Source organism: Flavobacterium limi (assembly GCF_010645075.1).
Classification (GTDB): Bacteria; Bacteroidota; Bacteroidia; order Flavobacteriales; family Flavobacteriaceae; genus Flavobacterium; species Flavobacterium limi.
On the sequence record NZ_JAADZV010000001.1, the window covers coordinates 659,050 to 675,329 of the forward strand.

The following is a 16,280-nucleotide window of genomic DNA, read 5'->3' on the forward strand; positions in this document are numbered from 1 at the left end:
TTCACTGCTATCTGGGCTAAATAAGACAAATTGACACATCAGTAATTAAGGTACGACCTTTGATAAAATAAAAATAACAGATTAACGTAAAACTTAGAACACTTACAATATGAACTACGGTAAAGAATTCAAAAAATTTGCTACAAAGCACCAGGGAGTAAACGCCATGTACTATGACAAAATCGTAGCGGCAATGAACCCAACCAATATGACTCCATATATTATTGAAGAACGTCAGTTGAACGTTTCTCAATTAGATGTGTTTTCAAGATTAATGATGGACAGAATTATCTTTTTAGGAACAGGTATCGATGATCAGATCGCTAATATCGTTCAGGCGCAATTACTTTTCTTAGAAAGTGCTGATGCTTCAAAAGACATTCAGATTTATCTAAATTCCCCAGGAGGAAGTGTTTACGCAGGATTAGGAATTTATGACACTATGCAGTACATCAAACCAGACGTTGCTACAATTTGTACAGGAATGGCAGCTTCTATGGGAGCCGTTTTATTATGTGCAGGAGCAGCAGGAAAACGTTCGGCTCTGCCACATTCAAGAGTAATGATTCACCAGCCATCAGGAGGAGCTCAGGGAGTTGCAACAGATATGGAAATCAACTTACGCGAAATGCTGAAACTAAAAGATGAATTATACAACATCATCTCTCAACATTCAGGACAATCTTTTGAAAGAGTACACAAAGACAGTGAGCGCGATTACTGGATGAAAGCGGACGAAGCAAAAGAATACGGAATGATTGATGAAGTATTAAGAAGAGGATAATTTTTCTAGCGTCAAAGTTATTAAGGCACTAAGTTTTTAAGTGTTCTTTGTAATTTAAATATTTGAAATAAAATAAAATATTAAGCTGTAAGGAATTAAGTTTTAAAGTTTTAATTTAAAAAAACTTAGAAACTTAGTATCTTTGCAGCTTAGTAACTTAAATAAAGAATGGCAAAAGTAGTATTAGAATGTTCGTTTTGTGGAAGAAAAAAGCCAGAAACTAATTTATTAATAGCTGGAATCAATGCACATATTTGCGATAAATGTATTGAACAGGCACACGGAATTGTACTTGAAGAATTAAAATCAAGTGGAAGCGCAAAACTGGTTGGTGATTTAATTTTAAAGAAACCAAAAGAAATCAGGGCTTTCCTTGATCAATATGTAATTGGTCAGGACCAGACTAAAAAAGTAATGTCAGTTGCGGTTTACAATCACTATAAACGTTTAATGCAACAACAGTTAGACGATGAAGTAGAGATTGAAAAAAGCAACATCATTATGGTGGGTCAAACCGGGACCGGAAAAACATTGGTAGCTAAAACCATTGCAAAAATGTTAGACGTTCCTTTAGCAATTGTTGATGCAACCGTTCTTACAGAAGCCGGTTATGTTGGTGAAGATGTCGAAAGTATTCTGACTCGTCTGTTACAGGCTGCTGATTATGATGTAACCAAAGCAGAAAGAGGAATCGTTTTTATTGATGAAATTGATAAAATTGCCCGTAAGAGCGATAATCCATCCATAACACGTGACGTTTCCGGTGAAGGAGTTCAACAGGCTTTATTGAAATTATTAGAAGGAACAGTTGTAAACGTACCGCCAAAAGGGGGTCGTAAACATCCGGACCAGAAATTTGTTGAGGTAAATACACAAAACATTCTTTTTATTGCAGGAGGTGCTTTTGATGGAGTTGACCGTATTATTTCTAAACGTTTAAACCGTCAGGCAGTTGGATATTCAACTTCTAAAAATGTTGATAATATTGACAAAGACAATTTGTTGCAATATATCATTCCAAAAGATATTAAAGACTTTGGTTTGATTCCGGAGATTATTGGTCGTTTGCCGGTTTTAACCCACATGGATCCTTTAGACAGAGAAACTTTGCGTGCGATTTTGACACAGCCTAAAAATGCATTGGTAAAACAATATCAGAAGCTGTTTTTAATGGATGAAGTAGAATTCAGTATTACTGATGAAGCTTTAGATTTTATTGTAGACAAAGCTTTAGAATACAAATTAGGTGCCCGTGGATTACGTTCGTTATGCGAAGCAATTTTAACAGATGCTATGTACGAATTGCCAAGTTCTGATGATAAGGTTCTATCAATCGATAAAGATTATGCAGAACATACATTGAGTAAAAATTTATTGAAGCGTATGGAAATTGCTTCGTAATTTTTCAAATAATATTTTTCTAAAACCTGTTCATTTTGAACAGGTTTTTTTATACTTTTTTTGTTTCTGTTTTCGTTTGTTTTTTTGTGTAAATTGGATCAATGAAAAAAATAATTTTTATAGTTTGCCTGGTCCTACTTTTTTCTTGTAATAAGAAAGAAGTAAAAGAAACGACTTTTTCTAAAAATGAATTTAAACAAGAAATTGCAGGTACTGAAAAACCTCATAATGCAATTAATTATAGTGGCTACTACAAAGAAGCTCAGCAATATTGTAAAAGCAATAATCTGAATCATAATCAATTTATATTGATTGATTTAGGAGTTCATTCAGGTTTAAAAAGATTTTTTGTGTATGATTTCAGGAAAAATGCAGTTTCGAAATCTTATATGGTAAGTCATGGTTGCGGTGAGAATCGTTGGAGTGGAACAGAATCTAAAGAAAATCCAGTCATCAGTAATGAATTCGATTCACATTGCTCTTCTCTTGGGAAATATGTAATTTTAGACCGAGGCGTAAGCCAGTGGGGAATTAAGGTTAATTATATTTTAAAGGGAAAAGAGAAATCGAATTCAAATGCAGCAAGCCGTGCCATCGTTTTACATTCCTGGGAAGCGATTCCGACTGATGAAGTTTATCCCGAAGGAACTCCTGAAGGCTGGGGATGTCCGGCAGTTTCAAACGAAAGCATGAAAGAAATTGACGAACTTTTGAAAACCGATAAGAAGGTTTTAATGTGGATTATTAAGTCATAATTGTTTCCTGTTATGAAAAACAAAACTTCTGGTTTAGCCCTGATCGAAGCGGCATCCTGTTGTTGCGGGGTTCGCAACAAAAGATATAGCGGAGAGCAGGACAGGAGTTCTTCTGAAAATGATAATTTCTGCTCCTGAAATTACTGAACCCTGAATTTCTCCCGATATTCAATAGGTTTCATACCGACCATTTTGTAAAATACTTTTCTAAACGCTTTTGGATCGTTGTAACCTGTTTTTTCGATAATTTCAGAAATCGAAAGCTGGGTTTGTTCGAGATATTTCTTGGAACTCTCCACTCTTATATTTTGCAGATATTCGATAGGTGGAATGCCTGTCACTTGTTTGAAACGGCGTGTCATGTTGCGGGTACTTGTCGGAATATCTTTGGTGATTTCTTCTAAAGTTTCGATTGTACTGTATTCACTTTCAATTTTTTGTTGTAACCGGGCAACCAGACTGTCATTGTGCAAATGATTGGGTCTGAAAGTGCTGAAATAGCTTTGTTTGTATCGGTTTAAATCAATAGAGAAGATTTTGGCAATCTGAACTGCGATTTCGTTTCCGCAGTATTTCTGAATCAGAAGAATCAATAAATGAAAGGTTGAGGTTGATCCGCCACTGGTATACAAACTTCCGTCTGCGGTCAGGGTTTCCTCTGGTTTTAATTTCACAAGCGGAAAAGCTTTGGTAAATGCGCTGCAGGCATCGACATGCGTAGTAGCCAGTTTTTCGTTGAGCAATCCGGAAGCAGCAAACAAAAATGCTCCGGTGCAAAAGCTTGCCAGTTCGGCCCCTGCCTGATGCTGTTTTTGCAGCCACGGAATAAATTTGCGATTCTTGGCAATCATTTCACTCATATTATCGGTGGTAAAAGCTGGAATTAAAATGAGTTCTAAATTTTTATCTGCATCCTCAATTGAATTCACTTCATAACCAAATAATTTTTTTTCATCGATTTGTTCATCCGATTGAAACACCATAAACTCAAAAGGTTTGTCGGTTTCCTCATGTAATTTATTGGCTGTTTCGAAGACTTCCAGAATGGCAGCTACGCTTAACAATTTGTAGTCATGCCCCAAAATTAAACCTACTTTCCTGCTCATGATTTTAGTTTTAGAGTTTTACGAAGATATACATTTTGTCTTAAATGACCCTAAAGATGGCTTTTATTGTAGTAAAAAGCTGGTTTTGATATTTTAAATTTGTTTATATCTAATTTGAAATTTTATAAAGATGAGCACAAAAATTTTTCTGAATCTTCCTGTAAAAGATTTAAATCGTTCCGTTGAATTCTTTACTCAGCTTGGTTTTTTATTTAATCCACTATTTACTAATGAAAAAGGTACTTGTTTGATAATTGGCGAAAACATAAATGTGATGTTTTTAGAGGAAGAGTTTTATAAAACATTTACGAACAAGGAAGTTAGTGATGCCAATACGACCAGCGAAGTGATAATTGCAATATCTGTTGAAAGCAGAGAAAAAGTTGATGAAATAATTGAAAATGTAGTTAAAGCCGGAGGCGCAGAATATATGGATACAAAAGATTACGGCTGGATGTACCAGAAGATGTTTCTGGATCCGGACGGGCATCACTGGGAGGTTTTCTTTATGGATGAAAGTCAGATTCCAACAAATGAAAACGTATGATTACCGCTCAAAATTTAATTGATGCACCACTTGAAAAAGTTTGGCAATTCTGGACGTTGCCTGAACATATTGTGAAATGGAATTCTCCTTCGCCAGACTGGCATACACCAGTTGCAGACAATGATTTAAAGGTTGGCGGTAAATTCAAATATGTCATGAAAGCAAAAGACGGAAGCGAAGAATTTGATTTTGAAGGGCTTTATACTAATCTAAAATCCTTATCTTTAATTGAATACAAACTTTTTGATGACAGAGCCGGAAGTGTGTATTTTGATGAAATTGATGGAAAAGTAAAAATTACAGAAATATTTGAACCTGAAAAACAAATTTCAGAAAGTATGCAAAGGCAATGGTGTCAGGCTGTAATTGATAATTTTAAAGCCTACGTCGAAGCGAGTTAAGAACAGAAATATAAAAACTAAAATAATGATTACAATCAATACTACAGTAAAAGCCTCGATAGACAAAGTTTGGGAATTTTGGAACAAACCGGAACACATTACAAAATGGAGTTTTGCATCTCCGGATTGGCACACTCCCTATGCAGAAAATGATTTGAGAACGGGAGGAAAATTCAAATCGACTATGGCTGCAAAAGATGGCAGTATGAGTTTTGATTTTGAAGGTGAATTTACACTTGTAAAACCAAACGAAGCCCTGGAATATGTGATGGCAGACGGAAGAAAGGTCGAAATTACTTTTAAAGAAATATCAGGGGGAGTTGAAATAACTGAAAGTTTTGATCCGGAAACACAAAACCCGGAAGAAATGCAGCGCGCAGGGTGGCAGGCAATCCTGGATAATTTTAAAAATTACACTGAATCTAATTAGATTCAAAGCTCAGGATAGAAAGGTTCAAAGATTATAACACTCAAATTAACTTATATCGATTATACAACTTAAAAGAAAAAAAATAAATATCTAACCAACAAAATTCAAAAAAAATGACAAAACAAATATGGCTGAATCTTCCTGTAAAGGATATAGCAAAAGCAAAAGATTTTTTCTGGAAGATAGGTTTTTCGTTCAATGAACAGCATGATACACCAAACTCTACCTGTATGGTTGTAGGTGAAAGACATTTTGTAGTGATGCTTTTTGAAGAATCGGTGTTTGCGGGTTTTTCACAAAACAGTATTGCAGATACTAATTCAAGTTCTGAAGTTTTGATTTCGATTGATGCTGAGAGCAGGGAAGAAGTAGATGAACTTGCCCAAAAAGTACAGGATGCCGGAGGAACTGTTTTTGCAGCTCCGGCAGAAAGTCAGGGCTGGATGTACGGTTTTGGTTTCGCAGATTTAGACGGCCATCGTTGGAATGTCTTATTTATGGATTTTAGTAAATTATCTTAATTATGGAAACATTAGAATTTAAAATCAGAATCAAAGCTATACCGGAAAAAATCTGGTCAGTTTTATGGGATGACGAAACGTATAGAAAATGGACAAACTCCTTTTGCGAAGGTTCGTACGCAGTAAGTGATTGGAACGAAGGTGACAAAATACACTTCATGTCACCGGGCGGAGAAGGAATGAACAGTATAATCGAAAAGAAGGTTCCAAATGAATATATGGCTTTTAAGCATATTGGAGAAATAAAAGACTTTAAGGAACAGCCTCTTAACGAAGAAACCGAAAAATGGAGCGGTTACATGGAAACCTATCGATTGATTCCCGATGGTGAATTTACAGATCTGGTTTCGTATGTTGATGTAATTGAAAAACATATAGATTATTTTAAAGAAGCTTTTCCAAAGGGATTAGAATCAGTTAAGGAACTTTCTGAGAAATAGAATACAAATGAGAATTGCAAAAATCAATATCAATTGCAATAACAATAAAGAATATTAATAAAAAATAAAAAATATCATGGCAAAAGCAATAAATACTTATTTAATATTTAACGGAAATTGCGAAGAGGCATTTCAGTTTTACAGATCCGTTTTTGGAGGCGAATTTCAATATATCGGAAAATTTAAAGATGCTCCTCCGGAAGACGGTGATGAAGCACTTTCAGAAGAAGATTCAAATCGCATTATGCACGTTTCGCTTCCAATTGGCAACAGTGTTCTAATGGGAAGTGATAGTCATCCGAAATTTGGAGATGTAGGTTTTGGTGATAATTTTTCAATTTCGATCAGCGCAGAAAGTACAGAAGACGCAGACAAAATCTTCAACGGACTCACAGATGGCGGAAGAGTGGATATGCCAATGCAGAAAACTTTTTGGAGTTCTTACTTCGGGATGCTTAAAGATAAATTTGGTGTAAACTGGATGATAGATCTGGCCGAATGTGAGGAAGATGATAAAAGTTAGGTAATTTCAATACCTGAACATAATTGTTAAATAACCTGAAAAAGCACATTGATTTGTGCTTTTTCGTTATAAAAAACAAACAATATACTTTTATATCAGCAATAGATTACCGATTTTTGTCGCTTCTTAAATCAACAAGGATAAAATGGCAAAAGACGATAAGGAAATTATTTTATTAAAAGTTTCAGGACACGACAAACCGGGTGTTACAGCAGGTTTAACCACAGTATTAGCAGCTTATGATGCGGTTATTTTAGACATAGGTCAGGCCGATATTCATGATACATTATCTTTAGGGATTTTATTCGAAATCGAAGCTGGCTCCAGTTCCGGACCTGTTTTAAAAGACCTTTTGTTTAAGGCTTATGAACTCGAAGTAAAAGTTAAATTTATTCCGATTTCTGTCGAAGATTATGAAACCTGGGTAAAATCGCAATCCAATCAGCGTTATATTATCAATATTTTAGGAGAAAAATTAACGGCCGTACAATTAGCAGCCGTGACTAAAATAATGACAGATCAAAACCTGAACATCAATTCTATTATCAGATTGACAGGCAGAACATCTGTTGTAGAAAAAGAAGAATATCCGCGTTCCTGCATCCAATTATCCGTTACAGGAGAAATTGTAAACAAGATTGAAATGACAGCCAACTTTATGGCAATTTCCAGAACACTGGATGTTGATATTTCGTTTCAGGAAGACAATATCTACAGACGAAACAGACGTTTGGTTTGCTTTGATATGGACTCGACTTTAATTCAAACTGAAGTTATTGACGAGCTGGCAGAACTAAACGGAGTAGGAGAGCAGGTAAGAGCCATTACAGAATCTGCCATGAATGGCGAAATTGATTTTAACGAAAGTTTCAAAAAACGTATGGCTTTACTGGAAGGTTTAAGCGAAGACGTTTTGCAAAAAGTGGCCGAAAATCTGCCTATTACAAAAGGAGCACATCGTTTGATGAAAGCGTTAAAATATTATGGTTATAAAACGGCAATTCTGTCTGGAGGATTCACGTATTTTGGGGAATACCTCCAAAAAGAATTAGGAATCGATTACGTTCACGCCAATCAGTTAGAAATTAAAGATGGTAAATTAACCGGTAAATATATAGGTGATATCGTAGACGGTTTAAAGAAAGCAGAATACCTGACCGCCATTGCAGAAAAAGAAGGAATCCATATCAACCAGACCATTGCAGTTGGAGACGGAGCAAACGATTTGCCAATGATAAACCTTGCCGGTCTTGGAATCGCTTTCCACGCTAAACCAAAAGTAAAAGAAAGTGCCTCAAATTCTATCTCAAGTTTAGGACTTGACGGTGTTTTATACTTATTAGGATATCATGATAGGTATATTGATATGATGTAATATTCTCAATTTTGTCATTTCGACGAAGGAGAAATCACATAAGGAACTCCACAATCAAAATAAAAAAACAAACCTTAGTTCATATGATTTGATCTAAGGTTTTTTTCTGGGCATGTCCCCGCAGAAAAAGCGGGTCGGGCTATCCGTTGTAATCTTTTTGTTTTTAAAGAAAAAACAAAAAGGATTTCCACTGCTATCCCTCATGCGGGTTGGTGGAATTAATGGTTTAGAAATTATAGTTTCTTAGCTTCTCGAAATTTACAAATAGAATTGTAAATATCTTCCTTTCTTCCTTTAACTAAGCTTATCTCAGTTTTTGTAGCGATTTCTTCAGGATCAGGGAGTTTAAATAAAATTTTTGGAAGAAATCCATTTAACTGTTTGGCATATTCATTATTATCTTTGAGAATAAAATTTACATAGGTATTTCCTCTAATTGAAATTACACTTAATTTGTCAATATTGTGCCAATAAATTTTAATGTTATTTATGTGATCGAAGAAATATGCTTCAGTCAGTTCAATTGCGGGTTGATTTTTTAAGCTTCGATATAAATTTTTAATTGTTTTCTGTATGGGATATTTTGTTAAAATAATTAAGAAAAAAGCTAAAATAATTCCAAAAGGCTGATTGCTATTAAATAAAGTTAATAAAATCAGAGAAAAGGCAATAATCAAAAAAATAACCGAATCAAGCCATAGTTTAATGGAATAATATGGGTAGAGAAGATTATCCATTGCAGTTTATTATTATTTAATCACTATTGTATTAACAATTTTTTGAAACAACTCTGTGTTGTTGTCATCTTCAGTGTCCATTAATGTAACTTGATAAAATTGGTTTTTTACAGGAATAGCATACACAATAATCTTGACTTTTTCACTACCTCCTTTGCCTGTTAGAGTGTAAATACATGTTGCAGTAATACATTTTTTGTCATCAACAATGCTTTCGGTAGGGGCACTAATGTATTTGAAATCAGTAAAAACTTTTTTTATACCAATGAAACTTTCTTCAATACTTTTTCTAAAATCAACAAAATTCTTATGTGGATTACTTCTTAAGTTGACTTTTATAGTGGGTATAATTCCAGCTGTTGTTTCGATTCGATATTTGAAATAAGTAACAACTTGAATTGTTCCCTTATTTTGCTCTAATAATTTCGCAACAACTTTCTCATCTAATTTTATGTTGCTTTTTAAATTATCAATGGTTTGACCTTCTTTTGCTTTTATCCATTTTTCTGGTTGTTGAATACTAAATCCAATACTTTCATTTTTGAAAATGTTCTGACTCAAACTAACATTTGATAGAAATATTAAAGACAAAAACATTAAATTTTTTATAATTTTCATTTCGGAATTTTTAAAAATCTCTATTCTTAAAAGAAATAAAAGATTGTTGATTACATTCATGAACTAAGTTTGAAGTATACTAAAATTCGTAAAACTAACTTTAGAGTTCTTAAAACCTACATCCCCTTCAACTGCTCTAAATAATCCCTTTGATTCGAAAGCCTCGGAATCTTATGCTGCCCACCTAGTTTGTCTCTTTCTTTCAGCCAATCATAAAACAAATTCTCTCTGGCAACATTAATTACCAAAGGATTTAAAGTCATATTGTTGTAGCGTTTCGCTTCGTAATCAGAGTTTAAAGTCTGTAATGTTTCATCAAGTACTTTCTGGAAAAGACCAACATCAGCAGGCTTTTGTTTGAATTCAATCATCCATTCGTGAGCACCTTTTTCTTTGTCCTGCATAAAAATTGGAGCAACAGTGTAATCAATGACTTCAGTTTTGGTGATTTCGCAGGCTTTGGCAATCGCCTGATCGGTATTTTCGACCATCAGTTCTTCGCCAAAAACATTAATATGGTGTTTGGTTCTTCCTGTAACCCTGATTCTGTATGGGTTTAATGAGGTAAATCGAACGGTATCACCAATTAAATAACGCCATAATCCGGAATTGGTGGTAATAACGATGGCGTAGTTCTTATTCAGTTCGACATCAGCCAGACGAATCACCTTTTGGTTTGGAGTATCAAAAGTATCCATCGGAATAAATTCATAAAAGATTCCGTAATCAAGCATCAGCAATAAATCACTGGAATTGTTCAGATCCTGAATTGCAAAAAAGCCTTCGGAGGCGTTGTATATTTCGTAGTATTTAAAATCCTTGCTTGGCAGGATTTTCTTGTATTGTTCTTTGTAAGGAGAAAAACTCACTCCGCCGTGAAAATACACTTCAAGATTTGGCCAAAGCTCCAATAAGTTTCCTTTTCCTGTATCTTCTAAAACCCTGTTCATCAAAACCAGCATCCACGACGGAACTCCGGCAAAACTGGTTACATTTTCGTTTTTGGTTTCGTTGATGATAGCAGCAATTTTGGTTTCCCATTCACTCATCAGCGAAGTTTTGCTGCTTGGCGTACTGCTGAATTCAGCCCAGATTGGCATATTTTCAATCAGAATTGCCGATAAATCTCCAAAGAAAGTATTGTTGTTTTCGTAAATTTGGGAACTTCCACCCAGGCGAAGACTTTTTCCTACAAACAATTCCGAGTCCTCATTATTATTTAAGTACATGCAAAGCAAATCCTTGCTGCCTTTGTAATGACAGTTTTCGAGCGCTTCGTTGCTTACGGGGATAAATTTACTTTTAGCATTAGTAGTTCCACTTGATTTTGCAAACCATTTTATTGGGGTTTCCCAAAAGACGTTTTGTTCGCCCTGACGCGTTCGTTCAATCAAAGGCTGCAATTCTTCATAGCTTGCAATAGGCACTCTTTCTGCAAAAATCTGATATGAATTTATGGAAGCGAAATCGTATTGTTTTCCGAAAATCGTATTCTCTGAAGCAGTTAATAAATTATGGAGCAGTTCTTCCTGAACTTCGTTGGGATATTTTAAAAAAAGTTCTATTTGATGTATCCTTTGTTTAAGTACCCAGGATGCAATAGAATTTATTATAGATATAGGCATGAGTTTTTTTTAGTTTTTAGATTGCAAATTTGATTTCTGATTTACAAAAGCCATCAATTTAAAATTTGAAAATCATCAGACAAATAGTAACTTTGGCACTATATCAAAAATAGTGTTTTTTTACAAAAAACAATTTATTTAAAACAAAGATTCCGTTTCAAAAATTACATTTCTAAGAGTAAAAAAATCATTGTTCTCAAAAAGGAAATATAAAATCAGCAATATAAAATCTTATGACCTACGAAGGAGTTCTCACAAAAATGCAAACCGAAATCGGTGACCCAATTCAATATTATCTGGTTTTTGAAGATAGTTTTTTAAGTATGAATCAGTTATTGGATAAGGAAATCGAAATTAATTTTGTAGGGTATCAGTGTCTGAATTGCTGTAAAAAGAAAAAAATATTTCGCCAGGGATTTTGTTATGACTGCTTTTATTCAAGCCCGGCAGTTGGAGACTGGATTATGAGACCCGAATTGAGTACAGCACATTTAGGAATTGAAGACCGTGATTTAGAATATGAACAGAAAGTACAATTGCAGCCTCATGTTGTTTATCTGGCTGTAGCAAGCGAAATAAAAGTAGGTGTCACACGTAAGACACAAGTGCCGACCAGATGGATAGATCAGGGTGCCAGTCAGGCAATTGCAGTTGTTGAGGTTCCGAACAGATATTTGGCAGGAATTACTGAAGTGGCTTTAAAAAGCTTTTACACAGATAAAACCAATTGGCGAAAAATGCTTCAGAATTCTAACCAGACTTTTGATCTGATTGCAGAAAAGGTGAAAATTGAAACCCTGATTCCAGAAGAGGCAAAAGAATATTTTTACAGCCAAAAAGATGATATATATGATTTGCGCTATCCGGTTTTACATTATCCGGCAAAAGTGGCTAGTTTAAATTTGGATAAAACACCCTCATTCCAGGGGAAACTGGTTGGAATCAAAGGTCAGTATTTGATTTTTGAAAATGGTACTGTTTTTAATGTCAGAGGTTCTGAAGGTTACCTGGTTATTATTTCAGTTTAATTTTCAATCCAATATTATTTGTAGCAAACCAATCATTTGTTTGATATTGCATAATGGTGATTTTGAAATATTTAATTACAATTCTATAACAATTATTTAGCCTGGAAATTTAATTTTAAAAAAAAATTGAATTACTTTTGACTTGTATACAAGAAAGAATTCATTTTTTTAATAAGTTATAAATCAGCTAATTATTGTAAAATGGGAATTTTGAGTAAAGTAAATATCTTAAGGCGTACCTTAATGCGCAGCCTGACAAAAAATATCGGAAAAGTAAATACAGATCCGGGTATTACTTTGGTTAACAGAAGTGAAATCAAAAGGATTTTAATTTGCAGACCAAATGCGAGATTAGGAAACCTTTTGTTGATTACCCCTTTTATTCAGGAACTCGAAGAAACGTTTCCAAACTGTAAAATTGATTTGTTTGTAAAAGGGTTTTTAGCTCCGGTCATTTTTCAGAATTATGATTCTGTAGACAGGATAATCAAATTGCCGAAAAAGCCCTTCAGTAATTTGTTAAAATATTTTGCTGTCTGGATTTCTTTAAAGAAGTATAAATATGATATTGCCATAAATGTAGATCAGGGTTCTTCTTCGGGCCGACTGGCAACCAAATTTTCTAATTCGAAGTTTAAGTTCTTTGGCGACCTGCCTTTTTCTGCGAATTTATATTATGGAGATTATGCCCATATAGCCAAATATCCAATTTACCATTTTAGGGATTACGCAACTAGATTAGGATTTGAAAGAAGAGAACAGAATATTGCTCCTTTAAATCTTAAACTGACTACTGCCGAGATTGCGCAAGGCAAGCAAGCATTACACAATCTGGTCAATAATTATAAAAAAACAATTTGTATATTCACATATGCTACAGGTGCCAAATGTCTGTCAAAATCCTGGTGGGATGATTTTTATACCAATCTAAAATCAGAGTATGAAAATTATAATATCGTAGAGATTTTGCCGGTTGAAAATGTTTCACAGATTGATTTTAAAGCACCAGCATTTTATAGTAAAGATATTCGTGAAATTGGATCTGTAATCGCAAACGCTGATTTGTTTATAGGTGCTGACAGTGGAATCATGCATTTGTCCAGTGCTGTTCATACGCCAACAGTAGGGCTATTTTCGGTTTCGAACTTAAAAAAATATGAACCCTATGATAATAACAGTATCGGGATAGATGTTAACAGTTTATCGCAACAGGATTATTTCAAAACTTTCAATACCATATTAAGCAATGGGAAATCCAGCTTATATTCCAAAGCAATTTAAACAATAACAAAAGGTCAATCGATATCGATTGACCTTTTGTTTTATTGTTTAATTACTTTTTCTTCTTAAATAAGCCATTCAATAAATCGCTGGCTTTAGCTTTAACCTCTTCATTAGTTTTTGCCTTATTTTCTGTTGCCGTTTTAGTAGTGTCTTTCGGCTTGGTATTTTTATTAAGCAAATCGTTAAGGGCAGCAGCACCTTTTTGGGTTAATTTTTCCTTCTGTTGACTTACAACCTGGCTGGTCAGGTTATTGACTGCTGTTTTAGTATCTAACGCTACTTTTGGGTTTGAAAAATTACCTGTTATGATACCTGAAATTGGAATGTTTTCCAATTTAGCCGCATCAGCCGGAGATAATTTAGAAAGGAAAGCGTTTGCTTCTTTACCTAAATATTTTGCCGGAACGTCTAATTTTAAATTATAATTCATATTCTGATCAAAACCGTGAGTTCCGTCTACGGTAACTTTAATATCCTGGTATTTAATATCAAATGGTTTTATTTTTACTTTTCCGTCCTCAAAAGCTAAGGCCATTTTCAGGTCGTTCAAATTCAGCTTATTTACATCAATGAAATTTACTTTTGAACTTAAGGAATTCAATAAAGTCGAGTTTTTGGCATTTACAGTTGTAGAAAGTAATTGTCCTAATAAATCACCAGAAAGTGATTTTAGATCCGGAGTTAATTCCTTGGCATCTAAATTTCCGTTTAATTTGATTGTCGAATTTAATTTACCATTAATAATTCCCGCAATAGGCGCGATTTTTTTCATCATATCCAGTTGCGTAAAAGTCTGTGCAATATCTACCTTATTGAAACCTAAATTCATATCAAAAGTCGGAACTTTGGTTTTTGTTGAAACTGTACCGGTCAAACCGATAGATCCTCCAAAAATGGATGTTTTAAAATTTTCTAAAGTCGCTTTCTCATCCTTGATAATTAATTTCCCTGAAACTGCGGTCAGTTTTAGATTATCATATAAAACAGTATTTGCTTTTGCATTTAAAGTACAGTTTAAGAAAGCCGGGATTTTCATGGCTTCAGCAGGTTTTGCAGCTGTTTTTGTTTCAGTTTTTGCTTCGCCTCCTGCAGTTGTAGTTTTTGCAGGTTCGCCCGAAGTCATAAAATCGTCAACAGCCAACTGGTTTGAACTCATATTAAAGTTTCCTTTCAGCTCTTGTTTTTTAAACATAAAACCATAAAAATTTTCTAAAATCCCGTTAATAGCAATATCACTTCTACCTGTAGTGGCATTAAATTGTTTTAAGTTGATTTTACTAGGATTGAATTCAACCAAAGCAGTGCTGATGTTCATCGATTTATTATTTTCATCTGTGTATTTAAATCCTGACAAACTCATTGTTCCGGCATTTTTAATATTTTGATACTGACTTTTTTCTACAGAAGCCATATCAAAGTTCGTTGTCACATCAGCTTTCAAAATACCCGCTAAAGGCTTGTCTAACTTTATTGGATACGCTTTTGAAAGATTGGCCAGGTTAATGGTTCCTTTTAAAGCAGCATCAACAATAGGGTTTACGGTTACGTTTTTCACATTCGCTTTAGCGCTGAAAACATCCTGATCAATTCGAAACGAAAGTTTATCCAGATTTACATAAGTGTCATTTAAAATTCCGGTTTCATTGATGATCTTAGTATCAATTACAATATTCTCAACTGATTTTGGAAGGTTTGGATATTGAAAAGAAGCATTGTTGGATGCAATTGCAATATTAAATTTCGGAACCGTTGTATCTGTTAATTCTCCTTTTGCAAAACCAACAATCGTAAAGTCACCTGTTGTTTTTACGCCATCAAGACTTGCTGCATAAGCTGAAGGAATCAGGCCTAAGAAATTGGTAAAGGATGAGGTTGGAGTTTTAAATTTCAAATCATAAATCTGGGATTTTTCAGCCATTTGAATAAATCCGTCAAATTCTAAAGGCAATTGATTAATTAAGGCTTTATTTTCTTTAAAAGTATATTTACTTTTTTCTAAATCGATTCCTAAGACAGCATCCAGAGTTAGTTTTACATTTTTAAGGTAATTCATTTTATCCATGTCCAATGAAACATTGGCTGTGGTTTTTGTATTTAAATCCAGTTTGGAATTGGTAAAATCCCCTGTTCCTTCATGATTGAGGCTGTCAATTACCATCTTGATTTTTGAACCCTGATCGATATATCTGAAAGTGAAATTCTCAATTTTGTAGTTCTGGATTTTTAAGGAAAGAGGATCACTTTTTGTATCTTCTTTTTCAGTTTCTTTTTTATCTTTTAAAGCAATGTCAAAATTTCCAACTCCATCTTTATTGAAAATAATATTAATTAAACCGTTTTGAGTACTTATTCCTTCAATGTTCAAAGGTTCTTCTTTTCCTTTGAAAAGTTCCTTGATGCTCATTTTTAAATCTAATTCACCAAGCGAAACCAAAGTGTCTCCTTCAAACGGCGCTTTGTTGATAATCACCAGTTTTTCAATCGAAACATTGGCATTTGGAAAATTTTTAAACAAACTTAAATCGGCTTCAGCAAAACTAACTTTTGCATCAACATTCTTGTTGATCGCATCAGCAATTTTTGCTTTTATCTGATCTTTAAATAAATAAGGAATTGCGAACAAAGCCGCAACAAACACTACCAACACAATAGCAGTTATTTTTAAAATTTTCTTTAGCATATTAATTTCGATTTGAGGGTTTAAC

18 protein-coding genes are annotated in these 16,280 nt (G+C 34.1%); 13 read left to right on the forward strand and 5 right to left on the reverse strand.

Translation table 11 applies throughout. The features are described from left to right. Positions 1-109 precede the first annotated feature (109 nt). The 4 genes from clpP to GXM16_RS22985 all read left to right on the forward strand — a co-directional run bounded on the left by clpP (position 110) and on the right by GXM16_RS22985 (position 3,078). Complete coding sequence (clpP, locus tag GXM16_RS02860; RefSeq protein WP_065452078.1) at positions 110-784, forward strand: ATP-dependent Clp endopeptidase proteolytic subunit ClpP; 675 nt, start codon at positions 110-112, stop codon at positions 782-784. Positions 785-952: 168 nt separating this feature from the next. Continuing rightward, the gene (gene clpX / locus GXM16_RS02865; RefSeq protein ID WP_163392526.1) at positions 953-2,185 is read left to right on the forward strand and encodes an ATP-dependent Clp protease ATP-binding subunit ClpX; all 1,233 of its coding nucleotides are present in this window, start codon (positions 953-955) and stop codon (positions 2,183-2,185) included. 101 nt (positions 2,186-2,286) lie between these two features. Next, positions 2,287-2,940: a murein L,D-transpeptidase catalytic domain-containing protein gene (locus tag GXM16_RS02870; protein ID WP_163392528.1), complete on the forward strand. Its 654-nt coding sequence runs from the start codon at positions 2,287-2,289 to the stop codon at positions 2,938-2,940. Between the two features lie 12 nt (positions 2,941-2,952). After that, positions 2,953-3,078 carry a hypothetical protein gene (locus tag GXM16_RS22985; protein ID WP_262892340.1) on the forward strand — a complete coding sequence of 42 codons (126 nt, stop codon included), beginning with the start codon at positions 2,953-2,955 and terminating at the stop codon, positions 3,076-3,078. Positions 3,079-3,080: 2 nt separating this feature from the next. Here the strand turns inward: GXM16_RS22985 and GXM16_RS02875 are convergent, their stop codons facing one another. Next, positions 3,081-4,046, reverse strand: coding sequence for a GlxA family transcriptional regulator (locus tag GXM16_RS02875; RefSeq protein WP_163392529.1), 966 nt, complete (start codon positions 4,044-4,046; stop codon positions 3,081-3,083). A 130-nt stretch (positions 4,047-4,176) separates the two neighbouring features. On the opposite strand from GXM16_RS02875, the gene GXM16_RS02880 reads away from it, so the two are divergent. The 7 genes from GXM16_RS02880 (at position 4,177) to serB (ending at position 8,283) form a co-directional block, all read left to right on the forward strand. After that, the gene (locus GXM16_RS02880; protein ID WP_163392531.1) at positions 4,177-4,593 is read left to right on the forward strand and encodes a VOC family protein; all 417 of its coding nucleotides are present in this window, start codon (positions 4,177-4,179) and stop codon (positions 4,591-4,593) included. Continuing rightward, entirely contained in the window at positions 4,590-4,994 is a 405-nt protein-coding gene (locus GXM16_RS02885) for an SRPBCC domain-containing protein (RefSeq protein WP_163392533.1), read from the forward strand. Before GXM16_RS02880 ends, GXM16_RS02885 begins: the two co-directional genes overlap by 4 nt. A 25-nt stretch (positions 4,995-5,019) precedes the next feature. Beyond that, on the forward strand, positions 5,020-5,424 hold the full coding sequence (locus tag GXM16_RS02890) for an SRPBCC family protein (protein WP_163392535.1): 405 nt from the start codon (positions 5,020-5,022) through the stop codon (positions 5,422-5,424). Between the two features lie 113 nt (positions 5,425-5,537). Next, entirely contained in the window at positions 5,538-5,945 is a 408-nt protein-coding gene (locus tag GXM16_RS02895) for a VOC family protein (RefSeq protein ID WP_163392537.1), read from the forward strand. Positions 5,946-5,947: 2 nt separating this feature from the next. After that, positions 5,948-6,385, forward strand: a complete 438-nt coding sequence (locus GXM16_RS02900; protein ID WP_163392539.1) for an SRPBCC domain-containing protein — start codon at positions 5,948-5,950, stop codon at positions 6,383-6,385. A 76-nt stretch (positions 6,386-6,461) separates the two neighbouring features. Further along, a complete protein-coding gene (locus GXM16_RS02905) occupies positions 6,462-6,908 on the forward strand; it encodes a VOC family protein (protein ID WP_163392541.1) in 447 nt (148 codons plus the stop codon). A gap of 145 nt (positions 6,909-7,053) precedes the next feature. Beyond that, the gene (gene serB / locus GXM16_RS02910; protein WP_163392543.1) at positions 7,054-8,283 is read left to right on the forward strand and encodes a phosphoserine phosphatase SerB; all 1,230 of its coding nucleotides are present in this window, start codon (positions 7,054-7,056) and stop codon (positions 8,281-8,283) included. A 233-nt stretch (positions 8,284-8,516) separates the two neighbouring features. On the opposite strand, the gene GXM16_RS02915 is transcribed toward serB, so the two are convergent. From GXM16_RS02915 to GXM16_RS02925, 3 genes are all read right to left on the reverse strand, one after another. Next, the gene (locus GXM16_RS02915; protein ID WP_163392545.1) at positions 8,517-9,020 is read right to left on the reverse strand and encodes an STM3941 family protein; all 504 of its coding nucleotides are present in this window, start codon (positions 9,018-9,020) and stop codon (positions 8,517-8,519) included. Between the two features lie 12 nt (positions 9,021-9,032). After that, positions 9,033-9,638: a hypothetical protein gene (locus GXM16_RS02920; protein ID WP_163392546.1), complete on the reverse strand. Its 606-nt coding sequence runs from the start codon at positions 9,636-9,638 to the stop codon at positions 9,033-9,035. Positions 9,639-9,754: 116 nt separating this feature from the next. Next, the gene (locus GXM16_RS02925; protein ID WP_163392548.1) at positions 9,755-11,263 is read right to left on the reverse strand and encodes a GH3 auxin-responsive promoter family protein; all 1,509 of its coding nucleotides are present in this window, start codon (positions 11,261-11,263) and stop codon (positions 9,755-9,757) included. Positions 11,264-11,496: 233 nt separating this feature from the next. On the opposite strand from GXM16_RS02925, the gene GXM16_RS02930 reads away from it, so the two are divergent. Both GXM16_RS02930 and GXM16_RS02935 read left to right on the forward strand, forming a co-directional pair. Continuing rightward, positions 11,497-12,291, forward strand: a complete 795-nt coding sequence (locus GXM16_RS02930) for a DUF2797 domain-containing protein (protein WP_163392550.1) — start codon at positions 11,497-11,499, stop codon at positions 12,289-12,291. Between the two features lie 201 nt (positions 12,292-12,492). Further along, complete coding sequence (locus tag GXM16_RS02935; RefSeq protein WP_163392552.1) at positions 12,493-13,572, forward strand: glycosyltransferase family 9 protein; 1,080 nt, start codon at positions 12,493-12,495, stop codon at positions 13,570-13,572. Positions 13,573-13,624: 52 nt separating this feature from the next. Here GXM16_RS02935 and GXM16_RS02940 read toward each other — a convergent pair whose 3' ends face one another. Continuing rightward, positions 13,625-16,255, reverse strand: coding sequence for an AsmA-like C-terminal region-containing protein (locus GXM16_RS02940; protein WP_163392554.1), 2,631 nt, complete (start codon positions 16,253-16,255; stop codon positions 13,625-13,627). Positions 16,256-16,280: the final 25 nt, after the last annotated feature.